Genomic DNA, 16709 nt, shown 5'->3' with positions numbered 1-16709 from the left:
CGACCTGCGCTTCTGCCCTCCCGGAGGCCGATCCGGTCAGTCCTGTCAGTGGCCGCCGCTAGCCTTTCGCTGTGCCCGCCCGAATCACCGATCCCGAACAGCTCAAGGAGCTCCTCGGCATCCCGTTCACCCCGGAGCAGACGGCCTGCATCACCGCGCCGCCCGCCCCGCAGGTGATCGTGGCCGGAGCCGGCTCGGGCAAGACGACGGTGATGGCCGCCCGCGTGGTGTGGCTGGTCGGCACCGGCCAGGTCGCCCCCGAGCAGGTACTCGGCCTCACCTTCACCAACAAGGCCGCCGCAGAACTCGCCGAGCGCGTCCGCAAGGCGCTGGTCAGGGCAGGCGTCACCGACCCGGACGCCATCGACCCCGACAACCCGCCGGGCGAGCCGGTGATCTCCACGTACCACGCCTTCGCCGGCCGCCTGCTGACCGACCACGGTCTGCGCATCGGTCTCGAGCCCACGTCCCGGCTGCTCGCCGACGCCACCCGCTTCCAGCTCGCCGCGCGCGTCCTGCGCGAGGCACCCGGGCCCTACCCGGCCCTGACCCGTTCCTTCCCGGACCTGGTCGGCGACCTCCTCGCCCTCGACGCCGAGCTCGCCGAGCACCTCGTACGCCCGGAGGCACTGCGCGCGTACGACGCCGAACTGCTGCTGACCCTGCGGGGCGCCAAGCTCAGCAACGCCGACCTGCGCAAGGTCCCCGAGGCGGCCGCCGCCCGGCGGGAACTGGCCGAACTGGTCACCCGCTACCGGACCGCCAAGCGCGAGCGGGACCTGCTCGACTTCGGCGACCAGATCGCCCTGTCGGCCCGGCTCGCCGGGATCGACGAGGTGGGCCGCGCCCTGCGCGACGAGTTCCGGGTGGTCCTGCTCGACGAGTACCAGGACACATCGGTCGCCCAGCGCGTCCTCCTGGCAGGCCTGTTCGGCGAGGGCACCGGCCACCCCGTCACCGCCGTCGGCGACCCCTGCCAGGCGATCTACGGCTGGCGCGGCGCCTCCGTCGCCAACCTCGACGACTTCCCCGAGCACTTCGCCCACGCCGACGGACGCCCCGCGACCCGTCAGGCCCTCAGCGAGAACCGCCGCAGCGGCGGCCGCCTCCTCGACCTCGCCAACGGCCTCGCGGAGCCCCTGCGCGCCCTGCACGCGGGCGTGGAGGCCCTCCGCCCGGCCCCGGGCGCCGAACACGACGGCATGGTCCGCTGCGCCCTGCTGCCCACCCACACCGAGGAGATCGACTGGGCCGCCGACTCCGTCGCCCACCTCGTCCGGACCGGGACGGCACCCGGCGAGATCGCCGTCCTGTGCCGCACGGCGACGGACTTCGCCGAGATCCAGGGCGCTCTGGTCGCCCGGGACGTCCCCGTCGAGGTCGTCGGCCTGTCCGGGCTGCTGCACCTGCCGGAGATCGCCGACCTCGTCGCCGTCTGCGAGGTCCTCCAGGACCCCGGCGCCAACGCCTCGCTCGTGCGCCTGCTGACCGGACCGCGCTGGCGCATCGGCCCGCGCGACCTCGCCCTGCTGGGGCGGCGCGCCCGGCTCCTCGTGGCCCACGCGCGCGTGACGGACGACGACGACCAGGACCGCCGCCTCGCCGAGGCCGTCGAGGGCGTCGACCCGTCCGAGGTGATCTCCCTCGCGGACGCCCTCGACACCTTTCTGGAGACCCCGCTGGACGGCCGCGGGGACGACGACGGCCTGCCGTTCTCGCCCGACGCGCGTGTGCGCTTCGCCCGGCTGGCCACGGAACTGCGCGAACTGCGCCGCTCCCTGGCCGACCCGCTGATGGACGTCCTGCACCGCGTCCTCGCCGTCACCGGCCTGGAGGTGGAGCTGTCGGCGTCCCCGCACGCCCTGGCCGCCCGCCGCCGCGAGACCCTGTCCAACTTCCTGGACGTCGCCGCCTCCTTCGCCGCCGGCGACAACGAGGCGTCCCTGCTCGCCTTCCTCGGCTTCCTGCGCACGGCCGCGCAGTACGAGAAGGGGCTCGACAACGCCCTCCCCGGCGGCGAGAACACCGTCAAGGTGCTCACCGCCCACAAGTCCAAGGGGCTGGAGTGGGACGTCGTGGTCGTCCCCGGCCTCGTCACCGGCACCTTCCCCAGCAGCCAGGGCCGCGAGAAGTGGACCTCCCAGGGCAAGGTCCTGCCGCACGAACTGCGCGGCGACGCCGACACCCTGCCCGACGTGACGTCCTGGGACGCCAGGGGGCTGAAGGCCTTCCACGAGGCCATGAAGGACCACCAGCACACCGAGGAACTCCGCCTCGGCTACGTCACCTTCACCCGCCCCCGCTCGCTCCTCCTGGGCTCCGGCCACTGGTGGGGACCCACCCAGAAGAAGCGCCGCGGACCCTCCGCGTTCCTCCAGGCCCTCTACGAGCACTGCGAAGCCGGGTACGGCGAGATCGAGGCCTGGGCGGACGAACCCGCCGAGGACGAGGAGAACCCGGCCCTGCACCGGGCGACGGCGGACCAGCTGTGGCCGCTGCCCCTGGACGAGACGGCCCTCGCCCGGCGCCGGGCGGCCGCCGAGACCGTCCTGGCCCACCTGGAGGACCTCGCGTCCCACGAGCACGGACACCCCGCGGCCGTTCACGATCCCGACGCCCTCGACCACCCGGAGTGGCCGCCGCCCCCCGAGGACGACGAGCCTCCTTACGAAGAACCGCTGTACGACGAACCGGACCCGTTCGACGAGGACCCCTTCGAGGTGGATTCCCCCGGCGAAGAGGACCCCTTCGCCGACACCTACGGCGAAGACCCGGCGGACCTGAACGCCCGCCCGACCGACCGCCCCACCGTCCCCCACCAGCTGGCCCCGACGGAGCCCCCGGCCGCCCGCCCGCACCCCGGGGCCTCCGGGCACCCGCGCCCCCGGGGCCCGGAACACCCGCGCCTCACGCCGGAGGAAGCCCGCACCATCGCCTCCTGGGACCGCGACCTCGACGCCCTCACCGGCGAGCTCCTGCGCACCCGCGACAGCATCACCGCCGTCCCCCTCCCGGCGTCGCTCTCGGCGTCCCAGTTGCTGCGCATGGCCGCCGACCCGGACGGCTTCGCCCAGGAGCTGGCCCGCCCCATGCCCCGCCCGCCCCAGCCCGCGGCCCGGCGCGGCACCCGCTTCCACGCCTGGGTCGAGGCCCGCTTCGAAGAGCTCACGCTGCCCATGCTGGAGCCGGAGGAACTGCCCGGAGGCGAGGCCGAGATCGCCGACGAACGGGACCTGGAGGCCCTCAAGGACGCCTTCGAGCGCACCGAGTACGCCCACCGCACACCCCACCGGGTGGAGGCCCCCTTCCAACTCGAGATCGCCGGCCGGATCGTCCGGGGCCGCATCGACGCCGTCTACAAACAAGGCGACGGGGAGCACGCGACGTACGAGATCGTCGACTGGAAGACCAACCGCTCCCGCACCGCCGACCCGCTCCAGCTCGCCGTCTACCGCCTCGCCTGGGCCGAGCAGCAGGGCGTCCCACCCGAGTCGGTCACGGCCGCGTTCCTGTACGTGCGCAGCGGCGAGGTCGTACGCCCGCCCGATCTGCCCGGCCGGGCCGCACTGGAGCGGCTGCTCCTGGACGAGCCGCCCGAAGGGGATCCCGGTGAGGAACCGCACTCCGAGGACGTCCGTGCGGGCCGATAGGCTCGTGACCATGAGCCAGACCCCGGACAGCGTCGTCCGTACGTACATCCAGCAGCACCGCGCCGCCTTCCTCGACGACCTCGCCGAGTGGTTGCGCATCCCGTCGGTGTCCGCCCAGCCGGACCACGCGCCCGACGTACGACGCAGCGCCGACTGGCTCGCCGCCAAGCTGACGGAGACCGGCTTCCCGACGGCCGAGGTCTGGCCGACCCCGGGCGCGCCCGCCGTCTTCGCCGAGTGGCCCTGTGACGACCCGCAGGCGCCCACGGTGCTGGTCTACGGCCACCACGACGTGCAGCCCGCCGCCCGGGAGGACGGCTGGGACAGCGAGCCCTTCGAGCCGGTCGTGCGCGGAAACCGCCTCTACGCGCGCGGGGCGGCCGATGACAAGGGTCAGGTGTTCTTCCACACCCTCGGCGTCCGTGCCCACCTCGCCGCCACCGGCCGCACCACCCCGGCCGTGCACCTCAAGCTGCTCGTCGAGGGCGAGGAGGAGTCCGGCTCGCCGCACTTCCGGACGCTCGTCGAGCAGCACGCCGAACGGCTCGCCGCCGACGCCGTGATCGTCTCCGACACCGGCATGTGGTCCGAGGACACCCCCACGGTGTGCACCGGCATGCGCGGCCTGGCCGAGTGCGAGATACGCCTGTACGGCCCCGACCAGGACATCCACTCCGGTTCCTTCGGCGGCGCGGTGCCCAACCCGGCGACGTCCGCCGCCCGCCTGGTCGCCGCCCTGCACGACGACCACGCGCGCGTGGCGATCCCGGGTTTCTACGACGGCGTGGTCGAACTCACCGACCGCGAGCGTGAACTGTTCGCCGAACTGCCCTTCGACGAGCAGCGGTGGCTGCGCACGGCCAAGTCGCACGGCACGCAGGGAGAGGCCGGGTACACCACCCTGGAGCGGATCTGGGCGCGCCCCACCGCGGAGGTCAACGGCATCGGCGGCGGCTACCAGGGCCCCGGCAGCAAGACGATCATCCCCTCCTCCGCCCTGCTGAAGCTGTCCTTCCGCCTGGTCGCAGGCCAGGACCCCGGCCATGTGGAGAAGGCCGTCCGTGCCTGGGCCGAGCAGCAGGTGCCGTCCGGGATCCGCTGCGACATCACGTTCAGCGGCGCCACCCGCCCGTGCCTGACGCCGCTGGACCACCCGGCCCTCCGCTCGGTCACCCGCGCCATGGGCCGTGCCTTCGAGAAGCCGGTCCGCTTCACGCGCGAAGGCGGCTCCGGACCGGCGGCGGACCTCCAGGACGTCCTCGGCGCCCCGGTGCTGTTCCTGGGCATCTCCGTCCCCTCGGACGGCTGGCACGCCCCGAACGAGAAAGTCGAACTCGACCTGCTCCTCAAAGGCGTCGAGACCGCCGCGTACCTGTGGGGTGACCTCGCCGAGAACTGGCGCCGTGCACCCTGAGCGTCCCGAGCCGCCCGGACCGGCCACCCGCGCGGGGCACACTGGAAGCGCCGCCCCGCACCACCCGAGCCCGCCGGACCCGGACCCGGTCGCCTCCCGCCGTACGTCCCGCTGAACCGCCTGCCGAACCCGACCGTCCCACCGGGGAGTTGGAAGCACCCGTGACCACCTGGACCGACCACAACGCCGACCGCCCCATCTCGCTCACCGCCCCGAGCGGCATCGACCGGGCCGCGCACCACCGGCTCGACGAGGCCTGGCTCGCGGCGGCGTGGAGCCACCCCACCACCCGCTGCTTCGTGGTCTCCGGCGGACAGGTCCTCATCGACGAGACGGCGGACGGGCGCACCGAACTCGTCATGACCCCCTCCTTCGAGGCCCCCCTCACCGAGGCACACCGCTACTTCCTCGGCATCGACGAGGACGGCGTCAGCTACTTCGCCCTCCAGAAGGACTCCCTGCCCGGGCGCATGGACCAGTCCGCGCGCCCGGCGGGCCTGCGCGAGGCGGGCGCGCTGCTGTCGGCCCGCGACGTGGGCCTGATGGTGCACGCCGTGGGTCTGGAGAACTGGCAGCGCACCCACCGTTTCTGCTCGCGCTGCGGGGAGCGCACCGTGATCGCGGCCGCCGGGCACATCCGCCGTTGCCAGGCCTGCGGGGCGGAGCACTACCCGCGCACGGACCCCGCCGTGATCATGGCCGTGACCGACGAGGACGACCGCGTCCTGCTCGGCCGCCAGGTCCACTGGCCCGAGGGCCGCTTCTCGACGCTCGCCGGTTTCGTCGAGCCCGGCGAGTCCATCGAGGAGTCCGTGCGCCGCGAGGTCCACGAGGAGGTCGGCGTCAGCGTCGGCCAGGTCGAGTACGTCGCCAGCCAGCCCTGGCCCTTCCCGTCCAGCCTCATGCTGGGGTTCATGGCTCGCGCCACCTCGACCGAGATCAATGTCGACGGTGACGAGATCCACGAAGCCCGCTGGTTCTCCCGCGACGAACTGCGCGCCGCCTTCGAGTCCGGTGAGGTGCTCCCGCCGTACGGCATCTCGATCGCGGCCCGCCTGATCGAGCTCTGGTACGGCAAGCCGCTCCCGACGCGGAGCGCCGCCTGACGGTGGCCGGCCCCGTGACCGACCCGTACTGGAACCACAACGTCCATCACCACCCGGCCGTCCTCGCCGCCGTACCGGGCGGCTGCGGGGCGGCCCTGGACGCCGGCTGCGGCGACGGCCTGCTCACCCGCAAGCTCGCGGCCCGGGCGGCCTCCGTCACGGGGGTGGACCGCTCCCCGGAGATGATCAAGCTCGCCCGTGAGTTCCCGCACGTGCCCGCCAACGTCATGTACCGGGAGGCGGACTACCTCACCGACGAGTCCCTGCGCGAGGGCGCGTACGACTTCGTGAGCGCGGTCGCCGTGGTCCACCACGCCCCGTTCGAGCAGGCCGTCACCCGCCTGGCGCGGCTCACCGCACCCGGCGGCCGTCTGGTGATCGTCGGCATGGCCGCCAACCGGACGGCCCTGGACTGGCTCATCAGCGCGTGCGGCGTCCCGGCGAGCCTGTTGCACGCCCGTCGGCACGGCGGCAAACGCGGCCCGGTCGGCATGCCCATGGAAGACGTGCACATGTCCTGGGCGCAGATCCGGCGGGCCCTCCGCCGCCTCCTGCCCGGCTGCAAGGTTCGCCGCACGCTGCTGTGGCGCTACGTCGTGGTGTGGGACCGCTCACGAAAAAGCGGCCCCTGAGCTGCCTCAGGAGCCGCCTTCCCCGCGCAGCGCACGGCGACTAGGCGCCGATCTTCTGCTTCACCTGAGCCAGCGAGGGGTTCGTGAGCGTCGAGCCGTCCGGGAACAGAACGGTGGGCACCGTCTGGTTTCCGCCATTCGCCTTCTCCACGAACGCGGCGGACTCCGGGTCCTGCTCGATGTTGATCTCGGTGTACGCGATGCCCTCGCGGTCCATCTGGCTCTTCAGCCGGCGGCAGTAGCCGCACCACGTGGTGCTGTACATCGTCACAGTGCCCAGCATGTCGTTCGTGCTCCTTCATCGGCTCGGGCGGGTGGTCGCAGTGAGGGAACGTATGTGAAAGGTCCACCATTCCCGTGCCCCGGCACCGGCCCGACATGACGCCTGCCGCATTGGTACGACTATCAGTGCCCGCCTGTGGACAACCGGCGCGGCCGTCTCTCGCGACCTGGCAGCATGGCTGTGTGACAGCAGCAACGCACTCCACCCTGTTCCCGCAGGTACCGGACTCCGCCGACGCGGTGCTCGAAGGGCTCGACCCCGAGCAGCGCGAGGTGGCCACCGCCCTGCACGGTCCGGTGTGCGTCCTGGCGGGCGCGGGCACGGGCAAGACCCGGGCCATCACGCACCGCATCGCCTACGGAGTGCGCGCCGGCATCCTGCACCCGTCCAGCATCCTCGCCGTCACCTTCACCAACCGCGCCGCCGGGGAGATGCGTGGCCGCCTGCGCCAGCTCGGCGCCGGCGGCGTCCAGGCGCGTACGTTCCACTCGGCCGCCCTGCGCCAGCTCCAGTACTTCTGGCCGAAAGCGATCGGTGGCTCCATGCCCCGGCTCGTCGACCGCAAGATCCAGCTCGTCGCCGACGCGGCGGCCGCGTGCCGTATCCGGCTCGACCGCGGCGAGCTGCGGGACGTCACCGCAGAGATCGAATGGTCCAAGGTCACCCAGACCGTCCCCGCCGACTACGCACCCGCCGCCGCCAAGGCCGGACGTGAGTCCCCCCGCGACCCCGCCGAGATCGCCCAGCTCTACGCCGCCTACGAGGACGTCAAGCGCGAGCGGTCCGTCATCGACTTCGAGGACGTGCTGCTGCTGACCGTGGCCGTCCTGCAGGACCGGCACGACATCGCCGAGCAGATCCGCGCCCAGTACCAGCACTTCGTGGTCGACGAGTACCAGGACGTCAGCCCCCTCCAGCAGCGCCTGCTCGAACTGTGGCTGGGTGAGCGGGACAGCCTGTGTGTGGTCGGGGACGCCAGCCAGACGATCTACTCGTTCACCGGAGCGACCCCGGACCACCTGCTCGACTTCCGCACCCGCCACCCCGGCGCCACCGTCGTCAAACTGGTCCGCGACTACCGCTCCACCCCCCAGGTCGTCCACCTCGCCAACGGCCTGCTCGCCCAGGCCCGGGGCCGGGCCGCCGACCACCGCCTGGAGCTCGTCTCCCAACGCGCTCCGGGGCCCGAGCCGGTCTACGCCGAGTACACCGACGAGCCCGCGGAGGCGGAGGGCGCGGCCCGCCGGATCCGCGAGCTGATCGACTCGGGGGTCCCGGCCTCCGAGATCGCCATCCTCTTCCGCACGAACGCCCAGTCCGAGACCTACGAGCAGGCCCTGGCCGACGCCGCGGTGCCCTACCAGCTGCGCGGCGCCGAGCGGTTCTTCGACCGCCCGGAGGTGCGCAAGGCGGGCATCGCCCTGCGCGGCGCGGCTCGCTTCGGCGGCAACGACTCCCTTCTCGACGACGTCGTCGACCTCCCCTCCCAGGTGCGCGCCGTGCTGTCGGGGGAGGGCTGGACATCGCAGCCACCGGCCGGCTCCGGTGCCGTGCGAGAGCGCTGGGAGTCCCTGGCCGCGCTGGTGAACCTCGCCCAGGACTTCACCGCCGCCAAACCGGGCGCCACCCTGGCCGACCTCGTCGCCGAGCTCGACGAACGGGCGAACGCCCAGCACGCCCCCACCGTGCAGGGCGTCACCCTCGCCTCGCTGCACTCGGCCAAGGGCCTGGAGTGGGACGTCGTCTTCCTGGTCGGCGTCGCCGAGGGCATGATGCCGATCACCTACGCGAAGACCGACGAGCAGATCGAGGAGGAGCGCCGCCTCCTCTATGTCGGGGTCACCCGCGCGCGCGAACACCTCCATGTCTCCTGGGCGCTCTCCCGCTCACCCGGCGGCCGTCCCAACCGCCGCCCCAGCCGCTTCCTCGACGGGCTGCGCCCCGGCTCGACGGCCACCACGGGCCGCACCACCACCACCACCGGCGGAGCGGGCGGAATCGAGCGCGGAATCCCCGGAACCAGGGGGTCCGCCCCGAGACGGACCCAGCGAGTCCCCGCCCGCTGCCGGGTCTGCGGACGCACGCTGACCGACCCGGGCGAGATGAAGCTGATGCGCTGCGACGACTGCCCCTCCGACATGAACGAGGGCCTGTACGAGCGGCTGCGTGAGTGGCGGGCCGAGCAAGCCCGTAGCAGTGGTCAGCCCGCGTTCTGCGTGTTCACGGACAGGACCCTGATGGCGATCGCCGAGACCGCTCCCGACGACGAGCGCGAGCTCGCCCGCATCCCGGGCGTCGGGATGCGCAAGCTCACCCGTTACGGGGCCGATGTCCTGGCCATCTGCGCAGGCCAGTCAGGCGCGGAGCACGCAGATCAGGACTGACACGAACTCGTCGAAAAAATAGTTTGCGCATGCCCCAGCAATCCCCATAGGTTCTTAGGCACGAGAGCAGCGGCCTTCTCGGAGGCGCTGATTCCGTGTTGTACTTGCATATCCGTAGGACTGGTTCACCCAGTCCCCCGAGACGCCGAGAGGAGGCGAGTCCAGTGATCAGCATCAACACCAGCTCCGTCAGCATCGTGAAAATGACCGATCGCTCGGCCGTCTCCGCGTGCATGCTCGGCGTTTCGAACCTGGGCACCGGTCTGTCCGGCATTCGTGCCGCCCGTCCGGCGTCCTCCTCCGTTGCTCCCGCGGGCCTTCCCGTTCGTGAGCGCAATGAGCGACCGACCAAGGCACTGGAAGCGGCAGTAGAGGCACAGGCACAGGCCTATGCCTTTACGGCGACCGGTGCCGGATTCCGGAAGCAGACGACGCAGCACCACCAGATGTGGGCCTTCCGTGGGCCAGAACCCTGGAGTGATCCAGCCTGATCGCCGATCAGGCCGGCGCCTTCAGGGCCGCGGAACCCCATCCGGGATCCGCGGCCCTTCTGTTTGTCCCTGAACAGGGATGACGGACCGAAGGAGCCTCGGGACAAGAAAAGAACCCGGTACCACCACCCCCCGGTCAACAGGCCGGAACGACCAGACGAGGAAGACCAACCGTGCAACTCGAAGCGCACGCCCCGTCCGTACCGCCTTCCGACACGATCCCCAAGCCCGGCTCCACGGAGGACCCCGCTTTGACCCCGCTCACCGCGCTCACCGCGCTCGATGACGCCATCGAGAACCTCGGCGTGCCCGTCCCGTGCCGCTCCTACGACCCGGAGGTCTTCTTCGCCGAGTCGCCCGCGGACGTCGAGTACGCCAAGTCCCTCTGCCGCACCTGCCCGCTGGTCGAGGCCTGCCTCGCCGGTGCCAAGGAGCGGCGTGAGCCCTGGGGCGTCTGGGGTGGCGAGCTGTTCGTCCAGGGTGTCGTCGTCGCCCGGAAGCGGCCGCGTGGCCGCCCGCGCAAGAACCCGGTCACGGCATGAACACCGCAGGAACGATCGACCGTCCCCTCACGCACGACCCCCAGAAGCAGGCCCCGATGAAGCCGTCCACTTACGAGCCCGCAGGCTCCGCGAACCAAGACTTCACCATCAGCGGCGCGAAGGACTCGCGTCAGAACAGGACCCGAGAGATGCAACTCATTCCAGAAGCCATGGCTCGTGCGCATATGCGCGAGCGACTGCAGGAGGCGGAGCGAGACCGACAGGCCGTGCGCCTTGTGGCCGCCCGCCGGATGCAGCGCAGGGCGGAGCGCGCCTCGCTGCGTGCCCGCCGGGCGCTCGCCATGGCGGTCATGCAGTAACCCGCCCCACCTGAAGCGGGGGCCTCCCGCCCAGGAGGCCGAGTACTGAACGCGGGGGCCGGTCCGTGCCGAACGGACCGGCCCCCGCAGTGCGTTGCGCGACCAGGAGGGCGCACCGCAGCACCGAGCCGGAATGGTGCGCGCACCGAGGCCGGGGCGTCGCGCCGCCGAGCCGGGGTGTTGAGCCCGCCGCCACCGGGGCGTGGCGCCGGCACAGCGGGGATGTGCCGCATCGGCCCGGGGTGTTGTACCCGCTGAGCCGCCCGGCGCGGAGATGCGGAGATATCGTCTCCGGATGACGAGTCCTACCGGAGGCAGCGACGACTCCGCCGCGCAGGAGCGGCGCTTTGTCTGCGCCCGCTGCGGCACGTCGGCCGACGCGCTCGACGGAGTGGGCCCACCACTCACCTGGACCTACTCCGTGGAGGACGGCATCCGCCGCCACTACTGCGAGACGTGCTCCCGGGACAACCTCAGGTCCATCGAAGGGCGCCTGGACTCTGACCGGTGGTGAGGCCCACGGCAGGGACTCACGCCTCCGCTGCCTCCTCGCCGTCCGCCGGATCCTCCGGGACGAACCCCGGCAGCCACCCCTCCAACTCCTCGCGCAGCCGCACCGTCGCCCCCAGCTGACACAGCACGCCGATCGTGCTCAGCGTCACCCGGTGGATCAGCAGATAGGACGGGGGCAGGTTGAGCTGCTTGCCGAGCTGATAGGCGGGGGAGCGGGGATCGGCGACCCGGGCCGCCTGGCTGCGCATCCAGCCCCGGGTGAAGGTGAACTCCTCGACCTGCGCCGGCTCGATGATCGGCAGCAGGTAGTCCATGACCGCGTCCGGGTTCAGCTCTATGGTCTCCTTGACGAACCCTTCCGCGCACAGCAGTTCGTAGACCGCCTCGGCCTCCCCGTCGAGGGTCATCCGCAGGGACTCGCCGATGGTGGCCGGCAGGCCGCCCGGAAGACGGTCGACCGTGCCGAAGTCCAGGACGCCCAGCCGCCAGTCGTCCTCACCCTCCGGGCCGCCGGGCAGAAGCCGGAAGTTGCCCGGGTGGGGATCGGCGTGCAGCAGGCCCGTGCGGGCGGGGCCGGAGAACAGGAAGCGGGCCAGGAGCTGACCGGCACGGTCGCGCTGCTCCTGGGTGCCGTCCGAGATGATCTCCGACAGCGGGATGCCGTCCATCCACTCGGTGACCAGAACCTGGTCGGACTGGTGGACCACCTGGGGCACGACCACGTCCGGGTCGTCCGTGAACTCCTCCGCGTGAGCCTGCTGGGCCTGGGCTTCCAGGCCGTAGTCCAGCTCTTCCGAGACACGGTCCTTCAGCTCCGCGATCAGCGGCTTGATGTCCATGCCGGGGATCAGCGGACCGAGCAGACGCGAGAAACGGCTCAGCTGGTTCAGGTCCGACAGCAGCGCCTCGCCGGCGCCCGGGTACTGCACCTTGACCGCCACCTCGCGGCCGTCGTGCCACACCCCTCGGTGGACCTGGCCGATCGAGGCCGCCGCGGCGGGCTTGTCCTCGAACTCCAGGAACAGCTCCTGCCAGCCCTCGCCGAGCCGCTCCTCGAGCACCGCGTGCACGGTCCGGGTCGGCATGGGCGGCGCCGCCTCCTGGAGTTTGGTCAGCGCGGCCCGGTAGGGGCCGGCCACCTCCTCGGGGAGCGCGGACTCGAAGACGGACAGGGCCTGGCCGAACTTCATCGCGCCGCCCTTGAGCTCGCCGAGCACCTTGAACAGCTGCTCCGCCGTGCGCTGCTGGAGTTCACGGCCGACGAGCTCGGCGGATTCACCGACGATCCGCTTGCCCAATCCCCAGGTCGCCCGCCCGGCGATGCCGAGCGGGAGCGCGGCGAGCTTGGCGGTCCGGGTAACCGCCTTCCGGGGAAGATCAGACATGCGCCCTCCAAGTCCCAGCCGGCCGCTCCGCCTCTGCCTCACGGCACTGCTCCGACGGCCGTTGCACCGCCATTGTCTCGTGCGACGCCCCGTCCTCCGAGGGGTGCTCCCCTTTTCCTCTCTCCGCCGCCGCGCACGGGCATGCCGGATGTGCCCAGATCGGCCGCGCATGCCAGTGGAGACCAGGGACGGAGACCTCCCAGCGTGCCCCCGCGCTGGAGGGGATCCGGCCGTCCAGGAAGGCGAGCGCGTGGGCGGCCGCCAGTCCGGCGACGGTCGTGGCCAGCGTCAGATCGCAGGGGCGCACCTGCCGCTGCCCGCCGGAACGCCACTGGGCGACCAGGCGCGGCCACGTCGGGTCCCGCTGGGCACGGCCCTCGTGCAGACATCCCGCGCAGCTCGTCTCCCCGGGCAGGACGAGGGGACCGACCACGCCGGTGCCCTCCACGACACCGGCGTACAGATGGGGTGTCCCGGAGGCCATCAACGGCTCGGCGGCGGCCGGGTCGGGCGCGTGCACGGCTACGTCGTCCCGCGGGGCGAGGATCACGAGCGAGAACCCCGGGTCGCCTGCCTCCGGGGATGCCTGCGTCGTGCGGCGCGGTGGCCGGTCCGGGGCCGCCCGGCGCACGGCACGGCGGGCCGACTCGTCCCTGCGGTCGCCGACGGCTTCCGCGGGGTGTCCGCCCGGCGCGACGTCCCACGGCTCCACACGGCCACCGTCGAGCACGTCCACCCCGCCCACACCGGCCCCCGCCAGGAGCGAGGCCAGCACGGCACCCACACGGCCCGCGCCGCGCACCTGCACGCGCTGCGAGCGCCGGGCGGCCAGTTGCCCCATCGCGTCGCCGGGTGCCGAGGTCGTCAAAGAGAGGGAAGCCAGGTCGGGCCGCAGCCGGTCGAAGACCTCCTTCTTCTTCCGCAGGGCGTCAGCGGCCGGCCCGCCTCCCCTGGCGTCGTCCAGGAGCCCGGCTCGCGCGAGCCCCCGCACCAGCCCGTCGACATGACCGTCGGGCAGATCCATGCGGCGTCCCTCCTCGCGCAGCAGCTCCAGCCCTCGTGTGCCGTTGAGGAGGTCGAGAAAGCTGCCCGTCGCCAGGTCCATCGGACCGAGCGTCATCGCATGCGCCGGAGTCATACCGAACTGCACGGTGTTGAGGTCGCGCCAGCCGCGCCTCAGCGCCGGTTTCACCATCGGATGCATGACAGGCCCCCGTATGTCATAGATCGTCCCCGTATGCGATGGAGCGGGTCGCAGCCCGGGCTGGTCGCGCCAAGGCCGGTCGCAGGCCCAGCCCGTGAGCGGGCGGCCATCAGCGCAAGGCGGCCCCTGGTCCGGGGCCGGCCCCGCCATCGCTTCGCCGACGAGATCCAGCATGCCCAAACCCGCCGCCGGCTGCCGAAAGTTGTCCACAGGCCCGGACATTCGTCGTACAAATCCGGCGGCCGGTGGTGGCCGACGGGACCGAACCGTCCCGGAGCCGGGACTTCCCCGAGTGCAGCGGGTAACGTCGGGGCGTGCCCGCCGACCCACTGCACCGCGCCGGAAAGCCACCGCGCAGCACGACGAGCCAGCCGCCGAGCGGCTCGGGGGCGAGCGCGATCGAGGTCCGCAGGAGCGCCCGCCGACGCAGAACGGTCTCCGCGTACCGCGAGGGCGATCGCACCGTAGTGCTCATCCCCGCCAGGATGTCCGAGGCGGAGGAGCAGCGCTGGGTGCACGTCATGCTCGACAAGCTCGCCGCCCAGGAGAGCAAGCGGGCCCTGGGCGACGCAGAGCTGGCCGAGCGGGCCCGGCGCCTGTCGGACCAGTACTTCGACGGACGGGCCCGGCCGGCTTCGGTCCGCTGGGTGACCAACCAGAACACGCGCTGGGGCTCCTGCACCCCCGCCGAGGGCAGCATCCGCCTGTCGCACCGCCTGCAGGGCATGCCCGAGTACGTCGTCGACTACGTCCTCGTCCACGAACTCGCCCATTTGCTCGTACCTGGACACGGACCCCGCTTCTGGGCACTGCTGGAGGCCTATCCGCGCACGGAGCGGGCCCGCGGCTACCTCGAAGGAGTCGTCGCGGCCGAGAGGTTGCCCCACGTGCCCGGCGCGCGGGGTGAGAGCCCCGCGGGGTGACCGACCGCTTTCCGCGAATGAACAGCCGATACGGCCGCGTGGGCGTTGTGTACCGGCTCTGTACCGACCTCGTCCGGTGTCCGAGTTTGCCGTTAGCCTGGCGCGACGCACTCACGCTCTGGATGGGGGACGGTCGTTACGCATGGCCAGGGAATTCCAACGCGGCCACAAGGCCAGGATCAGTGACCTCACCGCGGGCACGGATCTGTACGTAGGTGTACAGATCGCCGGCCCCGGGCTGAGCTTCGACATCAGCTGCTTCGGCCTCGATGCCGACGAACGGCTTTCGGACGACCGGTACTTCATCTTCTTCAACCAGCCGAAGTCCCCAGAGGAGTCCATTCAGCTCCTGGGCGCCCAGGCGGGCGACACGGAGTCCTTCCGGGTGACGCTCGACCGGATCCCGCCGCAGATCCAGAAGCTGTCCTTCACGGCGACGATCGACGGTGCCGGGCAGATGTCGCAGATCGCCTCCGGCTACATCCGCATCGTCGCGGGCGGCGAGGAGGTGGCGCGCTACTCCTTCAACGGCTCGGAATTCTCCACCGAACGGGCCGTGATGCTGGGCGACTTCTACCTCAAGGACGTCTGGCGGTTCGCCGCCGTCGGGCAGGGCTTCGACGGAGGCCTGGACGCGCTGCTGAAGAACTTCGGCGGTGAGGTCGCCGAGGAGGAGACGCCCGCGCCCGCGCCGCAGCAGCCGCAGGCCGGCGCCGCCCCCGGCTTCGCCCCGCCCGCGTTCGGCGTCCCCGGAACCCCGGAATCCGCCCCCGCACCGGCAGCGCCTCCGGCTCCCGCCCCCCAGCCCGCCCAGGGCTTCGCACCCCCGCCCGGGCCCACTCCGCCGCCGGCTCCGGCGCCCGCACCCCCGGTGCACGCCGCCCCGACCATCGTCGCGCCCTTGCACACCCCGCCCGGCGGCTCCCCGGTGCCGCCCCCAGCCCCGGCCCCGGGGCCGGCGCCGTACGGTCAGCCGGGTCAGCAGCCGCCGCCGTACGGCCAGGTCCCCGGCCAGACGGCCCCGCCGCCCCCCGGCTACGGTCAGCCCCAGGCCCCCCACGTGCCGCAGGCACCCCAGGCCCCCGCCCCGCCTCCCGGTTACGGCCAGCACACCCCGCCCCCCGGCTACGGTCAGCAGCCGCCCTTCGGGCAGGCGCCCTACGGAGCTCCGCAGGGCGTCCCTCAAGGCGCCCCCCAGGGCGCCGGTGTGTCCGCCGCGCTCCAGCAGTTCAAGGAGACCCCCACGGGGCAGCGCTGGACGCAGCAGAACAAGAAGCTCGTCCGCGTGGACCTCGGCATCGGCGGACAGCCCGTGCTGGCCCGCCAGGGCAGCATGGTGCTCTACCAGGGCAAGGTCGACTTCAGCTACAAGGGCGCCGGGTTCGCCGGCCGGATCGTGGGCAACGCGACCGGCCAGGAGATGCAGCTGATGCGCTGCACGGGCCAGGGGCAGGTGTTCCTCGCCGAGAACTCGACCATGCTGCACCCCCTGGAGCTCCAGGGTGACGCCGTCTGCGTCTCGGCTGAGAACGTCCTCGCGTTCGACGAGAGCCTCACCTACGAGGTCCGCCGCATCGAGGGCCACGGCATCCCCGGCGGCGCGCTGTTCACCATGCAGTTCCAGGGCACGGGCACCATCGTCGTGAAGACGCACGGCACACCCGTGGTGCTGCCGGTCACGCCCACCACCTTCGCCGACTGCAACGCCGTGGTCGCCTGGTCGGCCGCCGCCCAGGTCGTCGTCTCCAGCCAGGTGCGGATGCGCCGCAACGCCTACCCCGGTGACACGGGGGAGAGCGTCAACCTCCAGTTCCGGGGAGCGCCCGGGAACTTCATCGTCGTCCAGCCGTACGAGGTCTGAG

14 protein-coding genes are annotated in these 16709 nt (G+C 72.3%); 11 read left to right on the top strand and 3 right to left on the bottom strand.

The window, feature by feature from the left end:
- The first annotated feature begins 71 nt into the window (after positions 1 to 71).
- From ACFY9E_RS35545 to ACFY9E_RS35530, 4 genes are all read left to right on the top strand, one after another.
- The gene (locus ACFY9E_RS35545) at positions 72 to 3650 is read left to right on the top strand and encodes a UvrD-helicase domain-containing protein (protein WP_390991440.1); all 3579 of its coding nucleotides are present in this window, start codon (positions 72 to 74) and stop codon (positions 3648 to 3650) included.
- Between the two features lie 10 nt (positions 3651 to 3660).
- Positions 3661 to 5064, top strand: a complete 1404-nt coding sequence (locus ACFY9E_RS35540) for a dipeptidase (protein WP_390991437.1) — start codon at positions 3661 to 3663, stop codon at positions 5062 to 5064.
- A gap of 161 nt (positions 5065 to 5225) precedes the next feature.
- A complete protein-coding gene (gene nudC, locus ACFY9E_RS35535) occupies positions 5226 to 6170 on the top strand; it encodes an NAD(+) diphosphatase (protein ID WP_390991434.1) in 945 nt (314 codons plus the stop codon).
- A 14-nt stretch (positions 6171 to 6184) separates the two neighbouring features.
- A complete protein-coding gene (locus tag ACFY9E_RS35530) occupies positions 6185 to 6802 on the top strand; it encodes a methyltransferase domain-containing protein (protein ID WP_390991431.1) in 618 nt (205 codons plus the stop codon).
- A gap of 40 nt (positions 6803 to 6842) precedes the next feature.
- Here the strand turns inward: ACFY9E_RS35530 and ACFY9E_RS35525 are convergent, their stop codons facing one another.
- Complete coding sequence (locus ACFY9E_RS35525; protein WP_003992805.1) at positions 6843 to 7085, bottom strand: mycoredoxin; 243 nt, start codon at positions 7083 to 7085, stop codon at positions 6843 to 6845.
- 95 nt (positions 7086 to 7180) lie between these two features.
- Between ACFY9E_RS35525 and ACFY9E_RS35520 the strand changes: the two genes are divergently transcribed.
- From ACFY9E_RS35520 to ACFY9E_RS35500, 5 genes are all read left to right on the top strand, one after another.
- Complete coding sequence (locus tag ACFY9E_RS35520; protein ID WP_390991427.1) at positions 7181 to 9469, top strand: UvrD-helicase domain-containing protein; 2289 nt, start codon at positions 7181 to 7183, stop codon at positions 9467 to 9469.
- Positions 9470 to 9633: 164 nt separating this feature from the next.
- Entirely contained in the window at positions 9634 to 9960 is a 327-nt protein-coding gene (locus tag ACFY9E_RS35515; RefSeq protein ID WP_361301695.1) for a hypothetical protein, read from the top strand.
- Between the two features lie 173 nt (positions 9961 to 10133).
- Positions 10134 to 10502 carry a WhiB family transcriptional regulator gene (locus ACFY9E_RS35510; RefSeq protein ID WP_033313877.1) on the top strand — a complete coding sequence of 123 codons (369 nt, stop codon included), beginning with the start codon at positions 10134 to 10136 and terminating at the stop codon, positions 10500 to 10502.
- Positions 10499 to 10822 (top strand): hypothetical protein, encoded by a 324-nt coding sequence (locus ACFY9E_RS35505; protein WP_142159783.1) that lies wholly within the window; start codon positions 10499 to 10501, stop codon positions 10820 to 10822. The genes ACFY9E_RS35510 and ACFY9E_RS35505 overlap by 4 nt, the downstream gene beginning before the upstream one ends.
- A 295-nt stretch (positions 10823 to 11117) precedes the next feature.
- On the top strand, positions 11118 to 11336 hold the full coding sequence (locus ACFY9E_RS35500; protein ID WP_390991422.1) for a hypothetical protein: 219 nt from the start codon (positions 11118 to 11120) through the stop codon (positions 11334 to 11336).
- 16 nt (positions 11337 to 11352) lie between these two features.
- Here ACFY9E_RS35500 and ACFY9E_RS35495 read toward each other — a convergent pair whose 3' ends face one another.
- Both ACFY9E_RS35495 and ACFY9E_RS35490 read right to left on the bottom strand, forming a co-directional pair.
- Positions 11353 to 12720, bottom strand: a complete 1368-nt coding sequence (locus tag ACFY9E_RS35495; protein WP_390991419.1) for an AarF/UbiB family protein — start codon at positions 12718 to 12720, stop codon at positions 11353 to 11355.
- Positions 12713 to 13924 carry a ThiF family adenylyltransferase gene (locus ACFY9E_RS35490; protein WP_390991416.1) on the bottom strand — a complete coding sequence of 404 codons (1212 nt, stop codon included), beginning with the start codon at positions 13922 to 13924 and terminating at the stop codon, positions 12713 to 12715. The genes ACFY9E_RS35495 and ACFY9E_RS35490 overlap by 8 nt, the downstream gene beginning before the upstream one ends.
- Before the next feature lie 314 nt (positions 13925 to 14238).
- Here ACFY9E_RS35490 and ACFY9E_RS35485 point away from each other — a divergent pair, with 314 nt between their 5' ends.
- Entirely contained in the window at positions 14239 to 14847 is a 609-nt protein-coding gene (locus ACFY9E_RS35485) for a SprT-like domain-containing protein (protein WP_390991413.1), read from the top strand.
- A 142-nt stretch (positions 14848 to 14989) separates the two neighbouring features.
- On the top strand, positions 14990 to 16708 hold the full coding sequence (locus tag ACFY9E_RS35480; RefSeq protein WP_390991410.1) for a TerD family protein: 1719 nt from the start codon (positions 14990 to 14992) through the stop codon (positions 16706 to 16708).
- Position 16709 lies beyond the last annotated feature (1 nt).

Source organism: Streptomyces sp. NPDC012466 (assembly GCF_042955215.1).
Classification (GTDB): domain Bacteria; phylum Actinomycetota; class Actinomycetes; order Streptomycetales; family Streptomycetaceae; genus Streptomyces.
Note: the sequence above shows the minus strand (reverse complement) of the source record. Positions and strands in the feature narration are given on the sequence as shown.

What these genes read in the sequence shown, in the direction of transcription:
- ACFY9E_RS35490 (WP_390991416.1), bottom strand. Translation starts at nt 13,924, where the DNA reads ATGCATCCGATGGTGAAACCGGCGCTGAGGCGCGGCTGGCGCGACCTC.
- ACFY9E_RS35525 (WP_003992805.1), bottom strand. Translation starts at nt 7,085, where the DNA reads ATGCTGGGCACTGTGACGATGTACAGCACCACGTGGTGCGGCTACTGC.
- ACFY9E_RS35495 (WP_390991419.1), bottom strand. Translation starts at nt 12,720, where the DNA reads ATGTCTGATCTTCCCCGGAAGGCGGTTACCCGGACCGCCAAGCTCGCC.
- ACFY9E_RS35540 (WP_390991437.1), top strand. Translation starts at nt 3,661, where the DNA reads ATGAGCCAGACCCCGGACAGCGTCGTCCGTACGTACATCCAGCAGCAC.
- ACFY9E_RS35500 (WP_390991422.1), top strand. Translation starts at nt 11,118, where the DNA reads ATGACGAGTCCTACCGGAGGCAGCGACGACTCCGCCGCGCAGGAGCGG.
- ACFY9E_RS35480 (WP_390991410.1), top strand. Translation starts at nt 14,990, where the DNA reads ATGGCCAGGGAATTCCAACGCGGCCACAAGGCCAGGATCAGTGACCTC.
- ACFY9E_RS35520 (WP_390991427.1), top strand. Translation starts at nt 7,181, where the DNA reads ATGACGCCTGCCGCATTGGTACGACTATCAGTGCCCGCCTGTGGACAA.
- ACFY9E_RS35505 (WP_142159783.1), top strand. Translation starts at nt 10,499, where the DNA reads ATGAACACCGCAGGAACGATCGACCGTCCCCTCACGCACGACCCCCAG.